Source organism: Streptomyces exfoliatus (assembly GCF_000725545.1).
Classification (GTDB): domain Bacteria; phylum Actinomycetota; class Actinomycetes; order Streptomycetales; family Streptomycetaceae; genus Streptomyces; species Streptomyces exfoliatus.
Window position 1 is genome coordinate 134226 of record NZ_JNZP01000018.1, and the last position, 20707, is coordinate 154932.

General features: G+C 72.1%; 19 protein-coding genes. 9 read left to right on the forward strand and 10 right to left on the reverse strand.

Annotated elements, in window-relative coordinates:
- Nucleotides 1–24 precede the first annotated feature (24 nt).
- The 3 genes from IO20_RS0122240 to IO20_RS0122250 form a co-directional block, all read right to left on the reverse strand.
- A complete protein-coding gene (locus IO20_RS0122240) occupies nucleotides 25–366 on the reverse strand; it encodes a thioredoxin family protein (protein WP_030553630.1) in 342 nt (113 codons plus the stop codon).
- A 5-nt stretch (nucleotides 367–371) separates the two neighbouring features.
- Nucleotides 372–788 (reverse strand): MerR family transcriptional regulator, encoded by a 417-nt coding sequence (locus IO20_RS0122245; RefSeq protein ID WP_030553628.1) that lies wholly within the window; start codon nucleotides 786–788, stop codon nucleotides 372–374.
- Between the two features lie 69 nt (nucleotides 789–857).
- Nucleotides 858–1382 carry an Lrp/AsnC family transcriptional regulator gene (locus IO20_RS0122250; RefSeq protein ID WP_030553626.1) on the reverse strand — a complete coding sequence of 175 codons (525 nt, stop codon included), beginning with the start codon at nucleotides 1380–1382 and terminating at the stop codon, nucleotides 858–860.
- Between the two features lie 67 nt (nucleotides 1383–1449).
- Here IO20_RS0122250 and IO20_RS0122255 point away from each other — a divergent pair, with 67 nt between their 5' ends.
- Both IO20_RS0122255 and IO20_RS0122260 read left to right on the forward strand, forming a co-directional pair.
- Nucleotides 1450–2346 carry an NAD-dependent epimerase/dehydratase family protein gene (locus tag IO20_RS0122255; protein ID WP_030553624.1) on the forward strand — a complete coding sequence of 299 codons (897 nt, stop codon included), beginning with the start codon at nucleotides 1450–1452 and terminating at the stop codon, nucleotides 2344–2346.
- The gene (locus IO20_RS0122260; RefSeq protein ID WP_030553622.1) at nucleotides 2346–3227 is read left to right on the forward strand and encodes an aldo/keto reductase; all 882 of its coding nucleotides are present in this window, start codon (nucleotides 2346–2348) and stop codon (nucleotides 3225–3227) included. The genes IO20_RS0122255 and IO20_RS0122260 overlap by 1 nt, the downstream gene beginning before the upstream one ends.
- Before the next feature lie 263 nt (nucleotides 3228–3490).
- Here the strand turns inward: IO20_RS0122260 and IO20_RS0122265 are convergent, their stop codons facing one another.
- On the reverse strand, nucleotides 3491–4900 hold the full coding sequence (locus tag IO20_RS0122265) for a cation:dicarboxylate symporter family transporter (RefSeq protein WP_051874632.1): 1410 nt from the start codon (nucleotides 4898–4900) through the stop codon (nucleotides 3491–3493).
- 131 nt (nucleotides 4901–5031) lie between these two features.
- Here IO20_RS0122265 and IO20_RS0122270 point away from each other — a divergent pair, with 131 nt between their 5' ends.
- The 4 genes from IO20_RS0122270 (at nucleotide 5032) to IO20_RS0122285 (ending at nucleotide 8999) form a co-directional block, all read left to right on the forward strand.
- The gene (locus tag IO20_RS0122270) at nucleotides 5032–6681 is read left to right on the forward strand and encodes a sensor histidine kinase (RefSeq protein WP_030553619.1); all 1650 of its coding nucleotides are present in this window, start codon (nucleotides 5032–5034) and stop codon (nucleotides 6679–6681) included.
- Nucleotides 6678–7373: a response regulator gene (locus tag IO20_RS0122275; RefSeq protein WP_030553617.1), complete on the forward strand. Its 696-nt coding sequence runs from the start codon at nucleotides 6678–6680 to the stop codon at nucleotides 7371–7373. The genes IO20_RS0122270 and IO20_RS0122275 overlap by 4 nt, the downstream gene beginning before the upstream one ends.
- A 209-nt stretch (nucleotides 7374–7582) precedes the next feature.
- Nucleotides 7583–8191, forward strand: a complete 609-nt coding sequence (locus tag IO20_RS0122280; protein ID WP_037629574.1) for a helix-turn-helix transcriptional regulator — start codon at nucleotides 7583–7585, stop codon at nucleotides 8189–8191.
- Nucleotides 8192–8255: 64 nt separating this feature from the next.
- Nucleotides 8256–8999, forward strand: a complete 744-nt coding sequence (locus IO20_RS0122285) for a tyrosine-protein phosphatase (RefSeq protein WP_030553615.1) — start codon at nucleotides 8256–8258, stop codon at nucleotides 8997–8999.
- Here the strand turns inward: IO20_RS0122285 and IO20_RS39825 are convergent.
- Nucleotides 8996–10075: a helix-turn-helix domain-containing protein gene (locus IO20_RS39825; RefSeq protein WP_037636045.1), complete on the reverse strand. Its 1080-nt coding sequence runs from the start codon at nucleotides 10073–10075 to the stop codon at nucleotides 8996–8998. The genes IO20_RS0122285 and IO20_RS39825 overlap by 4 nt on opposite strands.
- Before the next feature lie 174 nt (nucleotides 10076–10249).
- Nucleotides 10250–11275, reverse strand: a complete 1026-nt coding sequence (locus tag IO20_RS0122295; RefSeq protein ID WP_030553613.1) for an ATP-dependent 6-phosphofructokinase — start codon at nucleotides 11273–11275, stop codon at nucleotides 10250–10252.
- Between the two features lie 379 nt (nucleotides 11276–11654).
- On the opposite strand from IO20_RS0122295, the gene pta reads away from it, so the two are divergent.
- The 3 genes from pta (at nucleotide 11655) to pyk (ending at nucleotide 16469) form a co-directional block, all read left to right on the forward strand.
- Nucleotides 11655–13736 (forward strand): phosphate acetyltransferase, encoded by a 2082-nt coding sequence (gene pta, locus IO20_RS0122300; RefSeq protein WP_030553611.1) that lies wholly within the window; start codon nucleotides 11655–11657, stop codon nucleotides 13734–13736.
- Complete coding sequence (locus IO20_RS0122305) at nucleotides 13733–14956, forward strand: acetate kinase (RefSeq protein WP_030553610.1); 1224 nt, start codon at nucleotides 13733–13735, stop codon at nucleotides 14954–14956. Before pta ends, IO20_RS0122305 begins: the two co-directional genes overlap by 4 nt.
- A gap of 82 nt (nucleotides 14957–15038) precedes the next feature.
- Nucleotides 15039–16469, forward strand: a complete 1431-nt coding sequence (gene pyk / locus IO20_RS0122310) for a pyruvate kinase (protein WP_030553609.1) — start codon at nucleotides 15039–15041, stop codon at nucleotides 16467–16469.
- Between the two features lie 83 nt (nucleotides 16470–16552).
- Here pyk and IO20_RS0122315 read toward each other — a convergent pair whose 3' ends face one another.
- From IO20_RS0122315 to IO20_RS0122330, 4 genes are all read right to left on the reverse strand, one after another.
- Nucleotides 16553–17827: a hypothetical protein gene (locus IO20_RS0122315; protein ID WP_030553607.1), complete on the reverse strand. Its 1275-nt coding sequence runs from the start codon at nucleotides 17825–17827 to the stop codon at nucleotides 16553–16555.
- Complete coding sequence (locus IO20_RS0122320; protein ID WP_030553605.1) at nucleotides 17817–18365, reverse strand: DUF6114 domain-containing protein; 549 nt, start codon at nucleotides 18363–18365, stop codon at nucleotides 17817–17819. Before IO20_RS0122320 ends, IO20_RS0122315 begins: the two co-directional genes overlap by 11 nt.
- Before the next feature lie 110 nt (nucleotides 18366–18475).
- The gene (locus IO20_RS0122325; protein ID WP_030553603.1) at nucleotides 18476–19168 is read right to left on the reverse strand and encodes a DUF6230 family protein; all 693 of its coding nucleotides are present in this window, start codon (nucleotides 19166–19168) and stop codon (nucleotides 18476–18478) included.
- Between the two features lie 561 nt (nucleotides 19169–19729).
- Nucleotides 19730–20701, reverse strand: a complete 972-nt coding sequence (locus tag IO20_RS0122330) for a tetratricopeptide repeat protein (RefSeq protein WP_030553601.1) — start codon at nucleotides 20699–20701, stop codon at nucleotides 19730–19732.
- Nucleotides 20702–20707 lie beyond the last annotated feature (6 nt).

The following is a 20707-nucleotide window of genomic DNA, read 5'->3' on the forward strand; positions in this document are numbered from 1 at the left end:
CCGCCTCACGGCCGGGCGCCCGGATCACCCGCCGAGCACGTCCTCCAGCTCCTCCAGGAGCCGGCGCTTCGGGCGGGCGCCCACGAGGGACTTCACCGGCTCGCCCGCCCTGAACACCATGAGCGTCGGGGTCGCGAGCACCCCGTACCGCAGGGTGGTCTCCGGGTTCCGGTCCACGTCGATCTCGACGATCCGGAGCCGTCCCGCCTGCTCCGCGGCGAGCGCCCGGAGCACCGGCTTCAGCTGCCGGCACGGCCCGCACCACTCCGCGGTGAACTGCACCAGGACGGGCGGCCCCGCGCCGAGCACCTCCGTCCCGAAGTCCGCGTCCGTGACCTCGGTCACCGCTGGCGTGTGTGTCGTCATCTCCGTCATCCCTCCCGCTCCGTGTCCCACTCCGTACCGAGTTCGCACCGGGGCTCGGGGCCGTGCGGCAGCTCCGCCTCGGCCCGCAGCAGCTCGGCGCCCACCTGGGCGCGTACCGCCTGGAGCCGGTCGATCAGTCCGTCGAGTTCGGCGACCTTCCGCCGGTAGACGGCGATCGACGCGGGACAGGAGTCTCCCGCCGGGTGCCCGGCGCGCAGGCAGTCGACGAACGGCCGTGTCTCCTCCAGATCGAACCCGAAGTCCTGGAGGGTCCTGATCTGCTGGAGGAGCCGCAGGTCGTCCTCGTCGTACGTGCGGTACCCCTGCTCCGTACGCCGGGCGGTCAGGAGACCACGGGACTCGTAGTACCGCAGGGTCCGTGTGGTGGTCCCGACCCGCTCGGCCAGCTCTCCGATGCGCATGTCCCCGACCGTAAGCCTTGACGCCGACGTCAAGGCAAGGCGTCGGGGGCGCGGGTCAGGTGCGCGGGGTCAGCCGCGTTCGGCCGGCAGCAGGGGTTTGCGTACCACCGGGGACGACAGGACGATCGAGGTCGTGGTCCTGCCGAGCGCCGAGGTCTGTTCCAGGATCTCCTCGAGGTGGACGGTGTCGGTGACGGCGACCTTGAGGATCCAGCAGTCCTCGCCCACCACGTGGTGGACCTCCAGGATCTCGGGGCGCGCGGTCAGCTCCAGGGTCCGCGGGTGCTTCAGGGTGTAGCCGCCGTGCGGGTTCACCCTGATGAAGGCCTGGATGCCGTAGCCGAGCCGGGCCGGGGAGACATGGGCGCCGTAGCCGGTGACGGCGCCGCTCGCCTCCAGGCGGCGGACCCGCTCCGTGACGGCCGCGGGGCTGAGCCGGACGCGGCGGCCCAGCTCGCTGAGCTTGATGCGGCCGTCGCTCTGCAGGAGGTCCAGGATCTGCCGGTCGACCGGGTCGAAAGCGGCGCCCGACGTTTCGACGGTGGCGGGGCGCGCAGGCCGTGGTTCTTTCGGCGCGGCGGCCAGGACTCCCATTTCTCCCCCTTCAGACGGCGACGGATCAACGTAACACTTGTGCGGTGAGACAAGGGAGTTGGAATTGATGGACGTTCTGGTCATCGGCGGTAATCGCTATTTCGGAAAGCGGCTGATCGCCCTGCTGCGGGAATCCGGGCACCGGGTCACGCTCCTCAACCGGGGTTCTTCCGGCGCCCCCGAGGGAATCGGGCATCTCGTCGCCGACCGCGACGACGAGGCCGCCCTGGAATCCGTTCTGGCGGGCCGTTCCTTCGACGTCGTCGTGGACCAGGTCTGCTACACGCCGCGCCAGGCCGAGATCGCCCTGCGCGTCTTCGGCCCGCGCACCGGACGCTATGTGATGACGTCGACCGTGGAGGTCTACGGGTACGAGGACTCGGCCGCGCCGCTCGCCGAGGACGCCCTCGACCTGGACGCGGTCACCGTCGACACCGGTCTCGCCTGGGAGGACCCGGAGTTCCGCGAGGCGCACTACGGGGAGGGCAAGCGGCAGGCGGAGGCGGTCTTCGCGGCGGGTGCGCCCTTCGCCTGGACCTCGGTGCGGGTGGCCCATGTGCTGGGCGGCGCCGACGACTTCACCGGCCGGCTCGACCACTACGTGCGGCGCATCCGGGCCGGGGAGCCGATCGCCGTCCCGGCGGTGAACCGTCCGGCGACCTACGTGTACGTGGAGGAGATCGCCGCCTTCCTCGCCTGGGCCGTCGGGGCCGACTTCACCGGCCCGGTGAACGCCCACTCCCACGGCCCGCTCACCACCGCCGACCTGTGCGCGGCGGTCGAGAAGAGGACCGGCGGCCGGACGGTCTTCCAGGAGGTGGAGGTCGGCGAGGTGTCGCCGTTCTCCTTCGCCCGCTCGTACGGGATGGACAACGCCCGTGCGACCAGCCTCGGTTACTCCTTCTCGCACTCCTCCGAGTGGCTGGCGCGGGCCGTGGCCGAGACGGTCGGGGAGGTGCGCTGATGCGGTTCAGGATGCTGGGCGACGTACGGGTCGGGGCGGTCGGGTTCGGCACCATGCCGCTCTCCATCGAGGGCCGGCCGGACGAGGCACGGGCCCTCGCCACCGTGCACGCGGCGCTCGACGCGGGGGTGACCCTGCTCGACACCGCCGACTCCTACCATCCGCCGGGCGGCGCGCCCGGCGAGGGCGAGCGGCTCGTGGCCCGCGCGCTGGCCGCGTACGGGGGCCGCACGGACGACGTCCTCGTGGCGACGAAGGGCGGCCGTGGCCGGACGGCCGACGGCGGCTGGACCGTGGACGGACGGCCCGAGCACCTGCGGAGGGCGGCGGAGGACTCGGCCCGACGGCTCGGGACCACCCCGATCGGCCTGTACCAGCTGCACAAGCCGGACCCGGCCGTCCCGTACGCCGAATCACTCGGCGCGATAAGGGAGTTGCTGGACGCGGGCACGATCCGGCTCGCCGGCGTCTCGAACGTGGACACGGCGCAGATCCTGCTGGCCCGCGAGATCCTCGGCGACCGGCTCGTCTCCGTACAGAACCGCTACTCGCCGGCCGTCCGGGAGAGCGAGCCGGAGCTGCGGCTCTGCGCGGAACTCGGTCTGGCCTTCCTGCCGTGGAGCCCGCTGGGCGGGATCTCGCGCAGCTCGCTCGACGGGGCGTCCGCCCTGGAGGAGGACCCCGGCTTCGGGGGCTTCCACCGGGTGGCGCGGGAGCGCGGGGTCAGCCCACAGCGGGTGGCACTGGCCTGGCTGCTCGCCCGCTCGGAGACGGTGCTGCCGATCCCGGGGGCGAGCCGGCCGGAGACGGTACGGGACTCGGCGGGAGCGTCCTCGCTCGTGCTGACGGGTGAGGAGTTGGCGGCGCTGAACGGCCGCTGAGGATGCGTCACGAGAAGGGCGCCCCCGGTGGGGACGCCCTCCCCCCCGGGCCCCGGATCCGGCTCAAGGCCCGGGACCTGGCACTGGTTGGGGGTTGGTGCCGCTGCGCTGAGGGCGGGCCGAAATTCAGCCCCGCCCGGGGCCCCCACGCCCGCAAGGGCGTAGGGGGAGTTCGAGGGGCGGGGGTCCGGGGGCGGAGCCCCCGGTTCGGGAAGGGGCGGGGTGGGGAGGAGACCCGCGCAGCGGCACCCTTCCCCCGGATTTCACACCCCCGCCCGCGCCTTCTCCTCGCCCTCCTCGGCCCGCTGGTCCGGGACCGAGGCCGGGGCGTGGTCGTCGACCAGGGTCTTCTCGTCGAACGGGACCCGGCCGGCGAGGACCTCGGCGACCCGCGCCTTGTCGATCTCCTTCGTCCAGGTGCCGACGAGCACCGTCGCGACGGCGTTGCCCGCGAAGTTGGTGAGGGCGCGGGCCTCGCTCATGAAGCGGTCGATGCCGACGATGAGGCCCACGCCGTCGACCAGTTCGGGCCGGTGCGACTGGAGGCCGCCCGCGAGGGTGGCGAGACCGGCGCCGGTGACGCCCGCGGCCCCCTTCGAGGCGATGATCATGAACACGAGGAGCGAGATCTGCTCGCCGACCGAGAGCGGGTCGCCCATCGCCTCGGCGACGAACAGCGACGCCATCGTCAGGTAGATCGCGGTGCCGTCGAGGTTGAAGGAGTAGCCGGTCGGCACGGTGATGCCGACGACGGGCTTGCTGACACCCAGGTGCTCCATCTTCGCGATGAGCCGCGGGAGCGCGGACTCCGAGGACGAGGTGGAGAGGATCAGCAGGAACTCGCGGCCCAGGTACTTCAGGAGGGTCCAGATGTTGAGCCCGGCGACCAGCTTGAGGAGCGCGCCCAGCACCACGAAGACGAAGATCGCGCAGGTCGCGTAGAAGCCGATCATGATGACGGCGAGGGACTTGAGGGCATCGATGCCGGTCGCGCCGACGACGGCGGCGATCGCGCCGAACGCGCCGACGGGGGCCGCCCACATGATCATGCCGAGGATGCGGAAGACGAGCCGCTGGATGTGCCCGATCCCGCGCAGGACCGGCTCCCCCGCCGCGCCCATGGCCTGGAGCGCGAACCCGGCGAGCAGGGCGACCAGGAGGGTCTGGAGGACCTCGCCCTCGGTGAAGGCGGAGACGAGGGTCTTGGGGATGATCCCGAGCAGGAAGTCCGGCGTGGACTCGCTCGCCCCCTCGGCCTGCTTGGCGCCGGCCTCGGCCAGCTCCTTGGTGAGGTGGAGCCCGGACCCGGGCTCCAGGATGTTGCCGACGACCAGGCCGATGGCGAGGGCGACGGTCGACATGACCATGAAGTAGCCCAGGGCGAGGCCGCCGACGGCGCCGACCTTCGCGGCCTTCCGGACCGATCCGACGCCGAGCACGATCGTGCAGAAGATGATCGGCGAGATCATCATCTTGATCAGATTGACGAAGCCGGTGCCCAGCGGCTTGAGCTCGACGGCGACGCCGGGCGCCAGGAAGCCGACCGCGATGCCGAGCACCACGGCTCCGATGACGGCCAGATACAGATAGTGGGTACGGTCCCGTCGTGCGGCCACGGGGTCCTCCTCGTGCTGATGGGTGTCCACGTCCCGGTGGACTCCGCGACTATCCATCAGCCTGTGACCGGGGTCACCGTTACGTACGTTTCGTTCACGCCGAGACCGTTTCGGAGAAGGGTCCGGGGAAGAGAACGATTCGGGAACGCAACGCGTCGCCGCACACTCCGACGTGCACACTTACCCGCATGCGCCTCCCCCTCCCCCGCCCCCGCAGCCTGGCCGGCCAGCTCTTCGCGATGCAGGTCGTGCTCGTGGCCGTCGTCGTGGCGGGGTGCGCGGTCTTCGCGTACGTCACGGACCGGGCGCAGGCCGAGGAGACCGCGCGGCGCCAGGCGACCGCGACCGCCGCGGCCGTCGCCGACTCGCCTTCGGTGGTCGCCGCGGCCCGCTCCGCCGACCCGTCGGCTGCGCTCCAGCCGTACGCCGAGTCCCTGCGCCGCCACGCGGGTGTCGCCTTCGTGGTGATCATGTCGCCGGACGGCACCCGCTGGACCCACCCCGAGCCCGCGCAGATCGGCCGCACGTACCTCGGCCACATCGAGGAGGCGGCGGCGGGCCGCACGTACTCGGAGACGCACCTGGGGATACTCGGTCCCTCCGTGCGGACCGTGGCGCCCGTCTTCGACGACGGCCGGGTCGTCGCCCTGGTCAGCGCGGGCATCACGATCGAGAGGATCAGTCAGCAGGTACGGGAGCAGGTGACCGCGCTGCTCGGCATGGCGGGCGCGGCGCTCGCGCTCGGCGGCGCCGGGACGTACGTCATCAACGCGCGCCTCCGCCGCCACACGCACGGCATGAACGCGACGGAGCTGAGCCGGCTGCACGACTACCACGAGGCCGCGCTGCACGCGGTCCGCGAAGGGCTCGTGATGCTCGACGGACGGCGGCGGATCGCCCTCATCAACGACGGCGCGCGCGAGCTGCTCGGCCTGGACGAGGGGGTCGTCGGCCGGCCGGCGGCGGATCTCGGGCTGCCGGCGCCGCTGACGGGCGCCCTGCTGTCCTCGGAGCCGCGCGTGGACGAGACGCACCTGACGGCCGACCGGGTCCTCGTGGTCAACACCCGTCCGGTGGTGGGCGGAGAGCGGCGCGGCACGGTCGTCACACTCCGGGACCGTACGGAACTCCAGGCGCTGTCCGGCGAGTTGGACTCCGAGCGCGGGTTCACGGAGGCGCTGCGCTCGCAGGCCCACGAGGCGGCGAACCGGCTGCACACGGTCGTGTCGCTCATCGAACTGGGCCGGGTGGCCGAGGCGGTGGAGTTCGCGACGGCGGAGCTTGAGCTCGCGCAGGCGCTGACCGACCGGGTCGTGGACGCCGTCGGGGAGCCCGTCCTCGCGGCACTGCTCCTCGGCAAGGCGGCGCAGGCCAACGAGCGGGGCGTGGAGCTGGTCCTCACCGAGGACAGCCGCATCGACGACGGGCTCGTGCCGGCCGCCCTTCCGGCCCGGGACCTGGTGACGATCCTGGGCAACCTGATCGACAACGCGGTGGAGGCGGTGGGCGGCACCCCGCACGCGCGCGTGACGGTGACGGTCGCGGCCCGTTCGGGCGACGGCGAGCTGCTGCTCCGCGTCGGCGACAGCGGGCCCGGCGTGCGCGCGGCCGACCGGGACGCGGTCCTGGGCCGCGGCTGGTCGACCCGGGGCCCGGGGCGTGGCATCGGCCTCGCCCTGGTGGGCCAGGCGGTCACCCGCGCGTCGGGCACGCTCGACCTCACGGACGCCGCGGAGGGCGGGGCGGAGTTCACCGTACGACTGCCCCTGCCCCGCCCGTCGGGGCCACCGCCCGAGCCCGCGGCGACGGTCGGCACCGTGACGGAGGTGTCCGCGTGAGCGCGCCGGCCCTGCGGGTGCTCGTCGTCGAGGACGATCCCGTCGCCGCCGACGCGCACGCCCTCTACGCCGGGCGGGTCGAGGGCTTCACCGTCGTCGGGGTCGCGCACTCCCGGGCCGCCGCCCTGCGGCTGCTCGACCGGACACCGGTCGACCTGATCCTCCTCGACCTCTACCTGCCCGACGGTCACGGCCTCCAGCTGCTGCGCGCGCTGCGCGCCGCCGGGCACTCGGCCGACGTCATCGCCGTCACCTCGGCCCGCGACCTGGCGATCGTCCGCGAGGGCGTGTCGCTCGGCGTCGTCCAGTACGTCCTGAAGCCCTTCGCCTTCGCGACCCTGCGAGACCGGCTCGCCCGGTACGCCGAGTTCCGGGCGACCGCCGGGGAGGCCTCCGGCCAGGACGAGGTGGACCGGGCGCTGGCCACGCTCCGGGCCCCGCACCCCGCCACGCTCCCCAAGGGCCTGAGCGCCCCCACCCTGGAGGCCGTCACCCGCACCCTCCGGGCCACCCCGGCGGGTCTGACCGCCGCCGAGGCGGGCGCGGCGGTCGGCATCTCCAGGATCACCGCGCGGCGCTACCTGGAGCATCTGGTCACCGGGGGCCGGGCCGTACGCGCACCGCAGTACGGGCAGATCGGGCGGCCCGAGCTCCAGTACCGCTGGCTCGACGGCCCGGCCCGGGGGCACTGACGGTTTCCAAGGCGACCACGGTCGGTGACTGATCGTTTCCATGGTCTCGACACCCAGTTACTGATCGGTTCCCACGTTCCTACGACGCCGGACCTTGGCGGAACGCACCGTAGCCAGCCGTCACCCTCCGCACCTACCGTGGCCGGGTGCACCAACCCTCCCCACCCTTCAACGCCCTGGCCGCCCGCCGTCTGCGTGAGGGCCTCGGCATGGCCCCCGATCACGTCGCCTACGGCCTGCGCGCCCAGTACGGCCTCTTCGTCACCCCCGACACCGTCGTCGCCTGGGAACGCGGCCGCGCCGCGCCAGGCGACCAGGAGCTCACCGCCCTCGCGGGCGTCCTCTGGTGCTCCCCCGCCGAGCTGATCGCCGCCGCCTCCAGCCTGCGCGAGCACCGGATGGCCCGCGGACTCGCCGCCGAGGACCTGGCCAGGATGGTGGGCGTGGCGGCCCACGCGTACCAGCGGATGGAGGACGAGGGCAGCTGGCGCGGCACCGAACGCCAGACGGCGGCCCTCGCCGACGTCCTCGGCCTCGGTCCACGCGCCCTGATCACCGCGACGGGCGGCGACGAACGTCTCGCCGAGCTGCTGCGCGACGCCGCCACCACCCGCTGGCAGGCGTACGTGAAACCGGCGGTGAAGATGGTGCCGCTGCCCAAGCGGATCCTGGAGTCCGCCCTCCAGCGGCTCCACACCGAGTACCACGCCCGGATGGCGGCGACCAGCAGCTGGGGCGCCTCGGGCGCGACCGGCGACGAGGGGCGCGCGTACCTGGACGGGATCACCGGCCACTTCTGGACGGCGGTCGGTTCCTAGCGGGTGCCTTCGGGCTCCTGGCTGGTTCCTGGATCATCGGACGCCGCGGCCGTAGGTTGGCGCGGTGAGACGACACATACCCTTCGAACGACTCCACAACTTCCGTGACCTGGGCGGCTATCGGACCGCCGGCGGCGGAACCGTGCGGTGGGAGACCCTCTACCGCTCCGACTCCCTCGCCAAGCTGGCGGACGCCGACCCCGCCGACCTGCAACGCTTCCGCGCGCTGCGCGTGGCCACGGTGATCGACCTGCGCTACCCGTGGGAGATCGCCGCCAAGGGCCGGCTGCCGGAGACCGAGGACGTCTCCTGGCACAACCTCTCCATCGAGCACCGCCCCTACGACCAGGCGGAGATCGACCCGGACCTCGACCCCTGGCGCTACCTCGCCGACCGGTTCGCGGAGGTCGCGGAGGACGGGGCGGTGGAACTCCGTACCGCCCTCGAGCTCATCGCCTCGGCCGAGGGGCCGCTCGTCTTCCACTGCGCGTCGGGCAAGGACCGTACGGGCCTGCTCGCGGCCGTCGTCCTCGCCCTCATCGGGGTCCCGGACGAGGAGATCCTCGCGGACTTCGCGCTCACCGAGCTGGCCACGGAGCGGCTGATCGCCGACTGGCGGGCCTCCCATCCGGGCCGCGAGCTCCGCTGGCCGGGCTACGGCCGGGCCCCCGCCGACATCATCCGACTGTTCCTCGCGGACCTGCGCGCCCGGTACGGCTCGGTGGACGCGTACGTCACCGGCCACGTCGGGCTCGACCCGTCGGTGGTGGAGACGCTCAGGGACCGGCTGGTCGAGACCCCCCGCTAGCCTCCCGAGGCCGGACGTCTCTCGAAGACGAAGAGCTGGCCCGCGGCGTCCGGCGCGCAGGGCGCCTGGGCGAGACGCGCCCCGGCGGCCGTGCGGTCACCGGTGACGGTGACGCAGGTGCCGGGCGTCGCGGAGCCCACCGGGACGATCCGGTGGCCCCGCACGGGGGTGCCGTACGGCTGGAGCGCGAACGTCTCGACCCGGCTCGGGTCACCGCACTCGGAGTCCTCGTACGCGGCTCCCGGTATCCGCCCGCCGGAGGGGATGCCGGAGCAGCCGGGGCCGTAGTCGGGGTGGTCCGAAACGATCCTCCACCGGCCGCCGGCCACCGCCGCGAGGGAGTACAGCGGAACGCCCGCCTCGGCGCACGGCAGCTGGTGGATCCGGCCGGACCGGGTGCCGCGCCGCTCGCCGAGGCAGAAGTCGGTACCGGTCACCCGGATGCGTACGTCCCCGGCGGCGGGGGCGGCCGGCGCGGCAGGCGTACCGGACGGCTGCCCCGCCTGTCCCCCGTGCCCGGCGTGCCCGGTGCGGCCGTCCCGGAAGGCGGCGACGACACTGACCCCGGCGAGGACGAGGCCGGCGACCGCGACCGTGGCGACGACAGCCCGCCGTATCCGGAACCGGGTCCCCGGGGGCGGCGTCGCCGGCGGTTCGGCGGCCTCCGGCCAGGAGGAGGGCGGCGCGGGAGATCCGGGCACCTGGTCCGCCTCGCTCCCCGCCCCCTCCGGCCCCGGCTCGTCCGTCCCGGCCGCCTCCGTCCCGGCCTCCTCCGCCGGCGCGTACGCCCCCCGCCCCGCGAGCTCCCTCCGTACCTTCCGCCAGCTCTCCAGCTCCGCCGGCGCGACCCCGCACGCGCGGACGAACGCGGTCAGCAGTTCCTCGCGGGGCAGGGTGGCGCGGGACAGCATGTTCGCCACGGTGGAGCGGGGCAGGAGGTCGCCGCGTGCCTCCGCCCGCGCCGAGAGCTCGCGGTAGGTGAAGCCGGACCGGTCCTTGAGGGCCTGGAGGCGCGCGAGGAACTCGGCGGGGGTCCGGGCCCCGCGCGGGTCAGGGGTGTGCTCCCCCGGTGTCATCCGCGGCCCTCCTTCCCCCGGACAGGGTTGGGACATGTCCGGGACAGGCCCCCAGCCTTGTTGATCCCGCGCTCCGGCTCAAGAGTGGAATCCGGCGTTTCCGGGGGGATGCCGGACACGGCGAAGTGGCCCCGACCGTCCACGGGGGGACGGTCGGGGCCACTTCGGCCGGTGTCAGAAGACGGACTCCGCCTCGCGCATGCGGTCCTCGGGGACCGTCTTGAGCTGGGTGACGGCCTCGGCGAGCGGCACCATCTCGACGCCCGTGCCGCGCAGCGCCGTCATGCGTCCGAAATCGCCGCGGTGCGCGGCCTCCACCGCGTGCCAGCCGAAGCGGGTGGCGAGCACCCGGTCGTACGCGGTCGGCGTGCCGCCGCGCTGGACGTGGCCGAGGATGACCGGGCGGGCCTCCTTGCCGAGGCGCCGCTCCAGCTCGACGGCGAGCTGGTTGCCGATGCCCTGGAAGCGCTCGTGACCGAACTGGTCGATCTCGCCCTTCTTGTACTCCATCGAGCCCTCGGCCGGATGGGCGCCCTCGGCGACGCAGATGACGGCGAACTTCTTGCCGCGGGCGAAGCGCTCCTCGACCATCTTGACGAGGTCGTCGATCTGGAAGGGCCGCTCGGGCAGGCAGATGCCGTGCGCGCCGCCGGCCATGCCGGACTCCAGGGCGATCCAGCCGGCGTGGCGGCCCATCACCTCGACGACCATCACCCGCTGGTGGGACTCGGCGGTGGTCTTGAGGCGGTCCATGGCCTCGGTGGCGACGCCGACGGCGGTGTCGAAGCCGAAGGTGCGGTCCGTGGAGGAGATGTCGTTGTCGATCGTCTTCGGCACGCCGACGACGGGCATGCCGGCGTCGGAGAGCATCCGGGCGGCGGTGAGGGTGCCTTCGCCGCCGATGGGGATGAGGACGTCGATGCCGTACTCGCGGGCCAGGTCGGGGGCGGACTCGGCGGCCTCGGCCAGCCGGTTCCGCTCCAGGCGGGCAGAGCCGAGGATGGTGCCGCCGCGGGCCAGGATGCCGCTGACGGCGTTCAGGTCGAGGGGCCGGTAGTGGCCGTCGAGGAGGCCCTTGAACCCGTCCTCGAAGCCGATGACTTCGTCGCCGTGACCGGTGAGCGCCCGGTGCACGACCGACCGGATCACTGCGTTCAGGCCGGGGCAGTCTCCGCCTGCGGTGAGAACTCCGATGCGCATCGTGCTGTGTCTCCTGCTCGGTCGCGGTCCGTGGTGAGCCATCGCAATTCTCACACGCCGGACCTGAGGGGCGCGTTCGCCGCTGTTCCGCGCGTCCCTCCGCCGGGCCCCGCGGAGGCCTTTCGTCCCGGGTTTCCGGGCCCTTTGTCCGGCGGGCGACCTAACTATCGGCGGGGGTATTGTCAAGGGGGTAATGCCGCCCTATCGGGGCTTTCTGAGGGCAGTGGATTGACGGGCAGCGGAGGACACCGGCAGGGGACCGACCGGCGACTGACCGGCCGGGGACCGGCGAGGGACCGGCTACGGACCGGCGAAGGACCGGCCGGCGGTGGACTGAGGCAGACCCCGAGTTCCGCAGGACTGGACAGGAGACCACGGCGTGACGCGCAGCGTGTACGTGACCGGGATCGACCGCGGTGACGGCCGCCAGGTCGTCGAGCTGGGAGTCATGGAGCTCCTCACCCGCCAGGTGGACCGGGTGGGGGTGTTCCGGCCGCTGGTGCACGACGGTCCCGACCGGCTCTTCGAACTCCTGCGCTCCCGATACCGACTCTCGCAGGACCCCTCGACGGTCTACGGCATGGACTACCACGAGGCCTCGGACCTGCAGGCCGAGCGGGGCACCGACGAGCTGGTCTCGCGGCTCGTCGACCGCTTCCACGCCGTCGCCCGCGACTACGAGGTCGTCCTCGTCCTCGGCACCGACTTCGCCGCCACCCAGCTCCCCGACGAGCTGGCGCTCAACGCCCGGCTCGCCAACGAGTTCGGCGCCTCCGTCATCCCCGTCGTCGGCGGCAAGGGCCAGCCGGCGGAGTCCGTACGGGCCGAGACGCGCAACGCGTTCCGGGCGTACGCCGGACTCGGCTGCGACGTGCTCGCGGTGGTCGTCAACCGGGTGGCGGGCGAGGACCGGGACGCCATCGCCGAGCGGCTCACCGCCCGGCTTCCGGTGCCCTGCTACGTCCTGCCGGACGAGCCGGCGCTCGCCGCGCCGACCGTCGCCCAGATCACCCACGCCCTCGGCGCCTCCGTCGTCCTCGGCGACGACGCGGGCCTCGCGCGCGACGCCCTGGACTTCGTCTTCGGCGGCGCGATGCTGCCGAACTTCCTCAACGCGCTGACCCCCGGCTGTCTGGTCGTCACCCCCGGGGACCGGGCCGACCTCGTCATCGGCGCGATGGCCGCGCACTCGGCCGGCACCCCGCCGATCGCGGGGGTGCTGCTGACCCTCGACGAGCGGCCCCGCAAGGAGATCCTGACCCTGGCGGCCCGCCTCGCGCCGGGCACCCCGGTCATCTCCGTACCGGGCAACAGCTTCCCGACCGCCGCCGAGCTCTTCGCCCTCGAAGGCAAGCTGAACGCGGCCACCCCGCGGAAGGCGGAGACGGCCCTCGGCCTCTTCGAGCGGCATGTGGACACGGCCGACCTGCTCAAGCGGGTCTCGGTCGCCCGCAGCGGCCGGGTCACCCCGATGATGTTCGAGCACGAGCTGATCGAGCAGGCCCGCGCCGACCGGCGCCGGGTGGTGCTCCCCGAGGGCACCGAGGAGCGGGTGCTGCGCGCCGCCGACGTGCTGGTGCGGCGTGACGTCTGCGACCTGACGCTGCTCGGCGACATCGAGACCATCCGCAAGAAGGCCGCCGACCTGAGCGTGGACCTGCGCGGTACGCAGCTGATCGACCCGCAGACCTCGGAGCTGCGGGACTCGTTCGCGGAGAAGTACGCGGCGCTGCGCGCCCACAAGGGCGTCACCGTGGAGCTGGCGTACGACGTCGTCTCCGACGTCAACTACTTCGGCACGCTGATGGTCCAGGAGGGCCTGGCCGACGGCATGGTGTCGGGCTCGGTGCACTCGACGGCGGCGACGATCCGTCCCGCCTTCGAGATCATCAAGACCAAGCCGGACGCCTCGATCGTCTCCTCGGTGTTCTTCATGTGCCTCGCCGACAAGGTCCTGGTGTACGGCGACTGCGCGGTCAATCCGGACCCGAACGCGGAGCAGCTCGCGGACATCGCGGTCCAGTCGGCGGCCACCGCCGCCCGTTTCGGCGTGGAGCCGCGGATCGCGATGCTCTCGTACTCCACCGGCACCTCCGGTTCGGGCGCGGACGTCGACAAGGTGCGGGAGGCGACCAAGCTGGTCCGCGAGGCGCGTCCCGAGCTGCGGATCGAGGGCCCGATCCAGTACGACGCGGCCGTGGAGCCCTCGGTCGCGGCGACGAAGCTGCCGGACTCGGAGGTGGCGGGTCAGGCGTCCGTCCTGATCTTCCCGGACCTCAACACCGGCAACAACACGTACAAGGCCGTGCAGCGCTCGGCCGGCGCCGTGGCCGTCGGCCCGGTGCTCCAGGGGCTGCGCAAACCCGTGAACGACCTCTCGCGCGGCGCGCTCGTCAGCGACATCGTCAACACGGTCGCCATCACGGCGATCCAGTCCCAGGCTCAGGAGCTCCCGGCATGACCACCCCCACCCGTGTGCTCGTCCTCAACTCCGGTTCCTCCTCGGTGAAGTACCAACTGCTCGACATGCGCGACGACAGCCGTCTCGCCCAGGGGCTCGTGGAGCGCATCGGCGAGGCGTCCTCGCGGCTCGTGCACACCCCGCTGCAGGGCGGCGCGAAGCGCGAGACGACCGGCCCGATCGCCGACCACGCGGCCGCCCTGAAGGCGGTCGCCGCGGAGCTGGCGGCGGACGGTCTCGGCCTGGACTCGCCCGAGCTGGCGGCGATCGGCCACCGGGTGGTGCACGGCGGGCTGCGTTTCACCGCCCCGACCGTGATCGACGACGAGGTGCTCGCGGAGATCGAACGGCTGGTGCCGGTGGCGCCGCTGCACAACCCGGCGAACCTCGTCGGCATCCGTACGGCGATGGCGATGCGGCCCGACCTGCCGCAGGTGGCGGTCTTCGACACGGCGTTCCACACGACGATGCCGGAGTCGGCCGCCCGGTACGCGATCGACGTGGAGACCGCCGACGCGCACCGGATCCGGCGGTACGGCTTCCACGGCACCTCGCACGCGTACGTCTCGCGCGAGACGGCGAGGCTGCTCGGCAAGGAGCCGGAGGAGGTGAACGTGATCGTGCTGCACCTGGGGAACGGCGCCTCCGCCTCGGCCGTGCGGGGCGGCCGGTGCGTGGACACCTCGATGGGCCTGACCCCGCTGGAGGGACTGGTCATGGGCACCCGCTCGGGCGACATCGACCCGGCGGTCACCTTCCACCTGAAGCGGGTGGCGGGCATGGACGAGGACGAGGTCGACGTCCTGCTGAACAAGAAGTCCGGTCTCGTCGGACTGTGCGGCGACAACGACATGCGGGAGATCCGGCGCCGGATCGACGAGGGCGACGAGCGGGCGGCGCTCGCCTTCGACATCTACGTCCACCGGCTGAAGAAGTACATCGGCGCGTACTACGCGGTGCTCGGCCGGGTGGACGCGGTGGCGTTCACGGCGGGGGTCGGTGAGAACGCGGCCCCGGTGCGGGAGGCTGCCATCGCGGGCCTGGAGGAGCTGGGGCTCGCGGTGGACGCGGACCTCAACTCCGTGCGTTCCGACGAGGCCCGGGTGATCTCGCCGGTCTACGCGCGGGTGGCGGTGGCCGTGGTGCCGACGGACGAGGAGCTGGAGATCGCGCGCCAGAGTCACGCGCTCGTTCAGAGCATCGCGAGCTCGAACGAGTGAACGCCTGAGCGGCCTCGCGCCCATTTGTACTTTCCGCCAGTCGGAATATTCCGCAGTGAAACAAACCGATAGGATCCGCCTCATGCGCCGTTCCAAAATCGTCTGCACGCTGGGCCCCGCCGTCGACTCGTATGAGCAGCTGAAGGCTCTCATCGAGGCCGGCATGAACGTGGCCCGATTCAACTTCAGCCACGGATCCCAGGCAGAGCACCAGGAGCGGTACGACCGCGTCCGACAGGTCTCCGCGGACACCGGGCACGCCGTCGGCGTCCTCGCCGACCTCCAGGGCCCCAAGATCCGCCTCGAGACCTTCGCCGAGGGACCGGTCGAGCTGGTGCGCGGTGACGAGTTCACCATCACCACCGACGACGTCCCCGGCGACAAGTCGATCTGCGGCACCACCTACAAGGGTCTGCCCGGCGACGTCTCCAAGGGCGACCAGATCCTCATCAACGACGGCAACGTCGAGCTGCGGGTCGTCGAGGTCGAGGGCTCCCGGGTCAAGACCATCGTCGTCGAGGGCGGTGTCATCTCCGACCACAAGGGCATCAACCTGCCCGGCGCGGCCGTCAACGTCCCCGCCCTGTCGGAGAAGGACGTCGACGACCTCCGCTTCGCGCTCCGCATGGGCTGCGACATGGTCGCGCTCTCCTTCGTCCGCGACGCCAACGACGTCAAGGACGTCCACAAGGTGATGGACGAGGAGGGCCGCCGGGTCCCCGTCATCGCCAAGGTCGAGAAGCCGCAGGCCGTCGAGAACATGGAGGCCGTCGTCGCGGCCTTCGACGCGGTCATGGTGGCCCGTGGCGACCTCGCCGTCGAGTACCCGCTGGAGAAGGTCCCGATGGTGCAGAAGCGCCTCGTGGAACTCTGCCGCCGCAACGCCAAGCCGGTCATCGTCGCGACCCAGATGATGGAGTCGATGATCACCAACTCGCGGCCGACCCGCGCCGAGGCGAGCGACGTCGCCAACGCGATCCTGGACGGCGCGGACGCGGTCATGCTGTCGGCCGAGTCCTCGGTCGGCGCGTACCCGATCGAGACCGTGAAGACGATGTCGAAGATCGTCGCCGCGGCCGAGGAGGAGCTGCTCTCCAAGGGCCTGCAGCCCCTGGTCCCGGGCAAGAAGCCGCGCACCCAGGGCGGCTCCGTCGCCCGCGCGGCCTGCGAGATCGCCGACTTCCTCGGCGGCAAGGCGCTGATCGCCTTCACCCAGTCCGGCGACACGGCCCGCCGCCTGTCCCGCTACCGGACGCAGCAGCCGATCCTCGCCTTCACGACCGACGAGAACACCCGCAACCAGCTCACCCTGAGCTGGGGCGTCGAGTCCTTCCTCGTCCCGTTCGTGGAGACCACGGACGCGATGGTCGACCTCGTGGACGCCGAGCTCCTGAAGCTCCAGCGCCACAACGAGGGCGACACCATGATCATCACCGCCGGCTCGCCCCCCGGCGTCCCCGGCACCACGAACATGGTCCGGGTCCACCACCTGGGCGGCAGCGAGCGCGTCTGATCGCGCACGCCTGACGCACGGCGAAGCCCCCGTCCGATGGACGGGGGCTTCGCCGTGTGCGGCTCCCGGAGTGGTACGGGGGGTCAGCTGGGCTCGATCGTGTTGCGGAGGCCCGGAACCCTGAGGGTGCCGCCGAACTGACCGGCCTGCTTGAGCTTCACGTGGGTGAAGAAGACCTCGGGGAGGTCGAGCGGCGGCGGGGACTCCGCGCTGAAGGTGATCGGGATCAAGCCGATGAGGTTGCCCTTCAGCTCCTCCGTGTACATCGTCACCGTGCCCTCGGTGATGGTCGACGTCTTGCCCTGCGCGGAGCGGACGTGGCCCGTGTACCCCTCGGAGTGCTCCGTCAACTGGTGCAGGTCCCTGATGCCCACCTCGGTCGCGGTGAACTTCAGCACCTTCTTGATCTTGCCGCTGTAGGTCTTCACCTCGACGATGCCGTGGTACTTCAGGCCGCTGAGGCTGAGCTTCGTGCTCTCCAGCCGCCACGGCTCGTCCGGGAGCAGCGGGATCCCCGGCTCCAGTTCGGCCGCCGCGAGCGCCGCGTCGTCGCGCTCGGGGCACGGGAAGCGGGGCTTCGCGCCGTCGGGTATGTCCTCGTCCTTCTTGGCGTCGAGGCCCTTGACGCTCTCCGGCAGTTCCTCGACCGGGAGACCCGCCTTCTCGGCGGCCTCCTCGATCGCGGCCTTCGTCCCCTCGGCGGCCGCGTCGGCGGTCGCCTTCGGCGCGGTGGTGGTCGTCGCCTTCGGGGCGGGGGCCGCGGTCGTCGGAGCCGTGGTGGTGGGGGCCGTCGTCGGGGCCGCCGTCGTCGGCGTCGCCGTCGGCTCCGGGTCCGGGCCGTCGAAGAGGTCCCTGAGCGCGTCGCCCACGCCCAGCGGGTCCAGCGGGTTCACCGACTTCGTCGGGGTGGGCGTGGCCGTCGGCGTCGCGGTCGGCGCGGCGGTGGCCTTCGCCTGCTCCTGGGTCTGCTGGGTCGTCGCCTGCCCGGTCTCCGTCGCGGTCGGCGTCGGCGCGGCGGTGGCGCCCGGGGTCGCGGTGGCGCTCGGCGTGGCCGACGCGGTCGCCGAAGGAGTCGCGGACGGGGTCGGCTTCGCCGTCTCGGCGGGCTTCGTCGGCTCCTCGGTCACCGGCTCGTCCGAGCGGGTCACGCAGGGGCCGGGGGCGAAGGGGAGGTCCCCCTCGTCGGCGAGGGCGAGCTTGGGCGTGAGGCCCATGCCCACGAACACCGCGGTCGGCATGGCGGCGAGCGCCATCGCCTTGCCGGCGGGGCCCTGGATCATGTTCAGCAGCGACTTGCGCGGGGCCGCGTGCCGCGGGCCACCTTTCGCGAGCGCCGACTGAGTCTCGTCACCCCGCACTGTTCCTCCCGCCGTTGGCGTCGATCGTCGTTTCGGTCGCGTGGTGCTCCGCCTCGCGCTGCTCCGGGACGCCGTCGGCCCACAGGGCCTCGGTCTCGGCTGACGCCTCCCCCTCGCCGTCGTCCTCGGAGTCCAGGACCTCCTCGACCGGTGGCGCTGGCGCCCAGGCGATGGACATGCCGCCTCCGACGAGGGCAAGCAGGAACCCGACGAGCAGACCGCCGAAGTTCGACACCGGGATGGAGACCAGGCCCAGGATGATCGACGCGACACCCGCGAAGACCCGCACGATGGGGTGGAACCACATCGTCAGGCCGAGCGTGATCAGCAGGACCCCGATGATCAGCGCGCTGGATCCGGCGGTCGTCTTCATCGCGAGGGTGATGTTGCCGAGTCGCATGTCCCCGTAGGGGAGGTAGGCGATCGGCAGACCACCGAGCAGGGTGAACAGCCCCGCCCAGAAAGGCCGGGTCTGCCGCCAGATCTTGAACCGGTTGTCCTGGGGGACTTCGCGGGAGGCAGGGGTCTCGGCGCTCATGGAAAACAGCTCCCTGGAAGCGGTGTTGCTGAGAAAGATGTGGAGAGAAACGGAGCCGGGCCCCGGAGTGTGTGCGGGCCGCCGGGGCGGCCCGCACCTTCAGGGCCTGGTCAGCCCTTGAAGCACTCCTTGTCAGTGCCCCGGTGCAGGGACAGCTTCAGGTCAGGGAGCTTGAAGGTGGCGGCCGTGGTGGCCCACGCCTTCTGCCTCACCTTGGTCAGCGTGACGTCCTCGGCGCGCTGGCCGAAGCCGAACGGATTGGCCTTGGTGTTGGGCTGGATGCCCTGCCTGTCCGTCGGCTTGCCGTCAACACCCGGCGCCGTGTTGAGCTTGCCGGCCGCGATGCCGATGTCGATGTTGGTGAACTCGGCGTCGGCCTCAAGGTACGAGACGTCGAGGTAAAGGTCCTTGGCGTTGACCTGCTTGCCCTCGTTGCCGGCCTTGGCAGCGTCGCTGCCACCCGCCTCCAGGCGGAGGGTGATGTCGCCGAGACCCAGAACCGGCGTCACGACCGACTGGCACATGTTTGTGATCTTGGCAGTGTCGAAGCCGGAGACCGCGACCGGAGCCGCGAACGGCGTACCGTCCAGCTTGTGGCCCTCGGCAACGCTGCCGTACTGGACGAACTCGGTGCCCACGAGCTTGTCGGTGGAGACCTTGAACTCCTGGCCGGAGATGCTGAAGGACGCGGCCAGCGCGCCCTGGGCCAGGCCGACGCCGATCGCGGCCGTCGCGGCCACGCTCGGGACCATGACGACGGCGAACCGCTTCCATCGGGTCCCGCCACGAACCTGGGACTTCATGAGAATTCCTCCTTCTCGGACGTACATCTCCGGAGGGGCCGGGGGCCCGCCCCGGGATGGGAGAAGAGCTACGTCCTCGGGAAGGAGAGCGCCGAGGCATCAGGCGGCGCGACGCGCGTCCGAATCACCGGCGATCACCCCCGAGCGACAACCTGGACCGCGCTTCGGCGCGCGGCCTGATGGACAGGCCCCGTTCGGTGAGAGCGGGAACCCCCCTGTCCACGACCGGTGCGTGCACCGGTCCGCCCGGTGGGGACCTTCGCCGCGGTCTCCGGTTGGTTTCCGGGGAGGTGCGGTTCGGACCGAGCGTCGCCGATCGTGGTCCATTCCGGGCCCGGGCACAAGGGGGTTCGTTACTGGCTAGTAACGGGTGGATAACCACGCGATGGCGGGGCGGCGCCGGACGGCCACACAGGGTGCGTTCACGCGCCCGGGAATATCAGCAGATCGCCGCATGAATCCAGACAGAAGGCCGAGTTCGGCTTACTGCAAGTAACAGCGGCCGCGATTACCAAGTTTTGGTAAAGCGCGGCCGCCGTTTGTCACCCTGTTGCCAAATCGTCAGAACAGCACCCGGGCCAGGGCCTGTCGGGCGGCCGTGACCCTCGGGTCCTCGGCGCCGATCACCTCGAACAGTTCCAGGAGCCGCAGCCGCGCCGCGTCCCGGTCCTCGCCGACCGTGCGGCGCACGGTCTCGACGAGGCGCCCGAAGGCGTCCTGCACATGACCGCCCACCAGATCGAGGTCGGCGGCGGCGATCTGCGCGGTGACGTCGGCCGGGTTCTCCGCGGCGTTCTTGCGGACGACACCCGGGTCGAGGTCCTGCACCCGGGCGAGGAGTTCGGCCTGGGCCAGGCCGAGCTTGGCCTCCGGGTGCGCCGGGTCGTCGGCGAGCACGTTCTTGTACGCCTGGACCGCGCCGGCCAGGTCACCCGCGTCGAGCGCGGACAGGGCCGCTTCGAGGAGGGCGTCGTACGGGCCGACGACCTGACGCTCGGCGACCGGGCCGCCCTCGGAGGCGCCCGCGTCGACGGCGATGCCGGTGAGACCGAAGCGCTCCTCGCCGATCTGGATCAGCTGGTCGAGGGTCTCGCGGATCTGGGCCTCGGGCACCGCGCCCTGGAAGAGCGGCAGCGCCTGACCGGCGACCACCGCGAAAACGGCCGGAATTCCCTGGATGCCGAACTGCTGCATCAGCATCTGGTTGGCGTCGACGTCGATCTTCGCGAGCAGGAAGCGGCCGTTGTACTCGACGGCGAGCCGCTCCAGGAGGGGGCCGAGCTGCTTGCAGGGCTCACACCACTCGGCCCAGAAGTCGAGGACGACCGGGACCTCGGCGGAACGCTGGAGCACATCGCGCTCGAAGCCGGCCTCGTCGACGTCGATCACCAGGGCGGACGGGGGCACCGCGGCGGAGCCACCCTGCCGGGCGGCTTCGGCGCGCGCCTGCTCCGCCTTCGCCTTGGCCTCTCCGGCCGCCTTCACCGCGGCGAGGTCGACGACACCGCTCATGGACATGTTTCGGGGCTGCATGCGTAC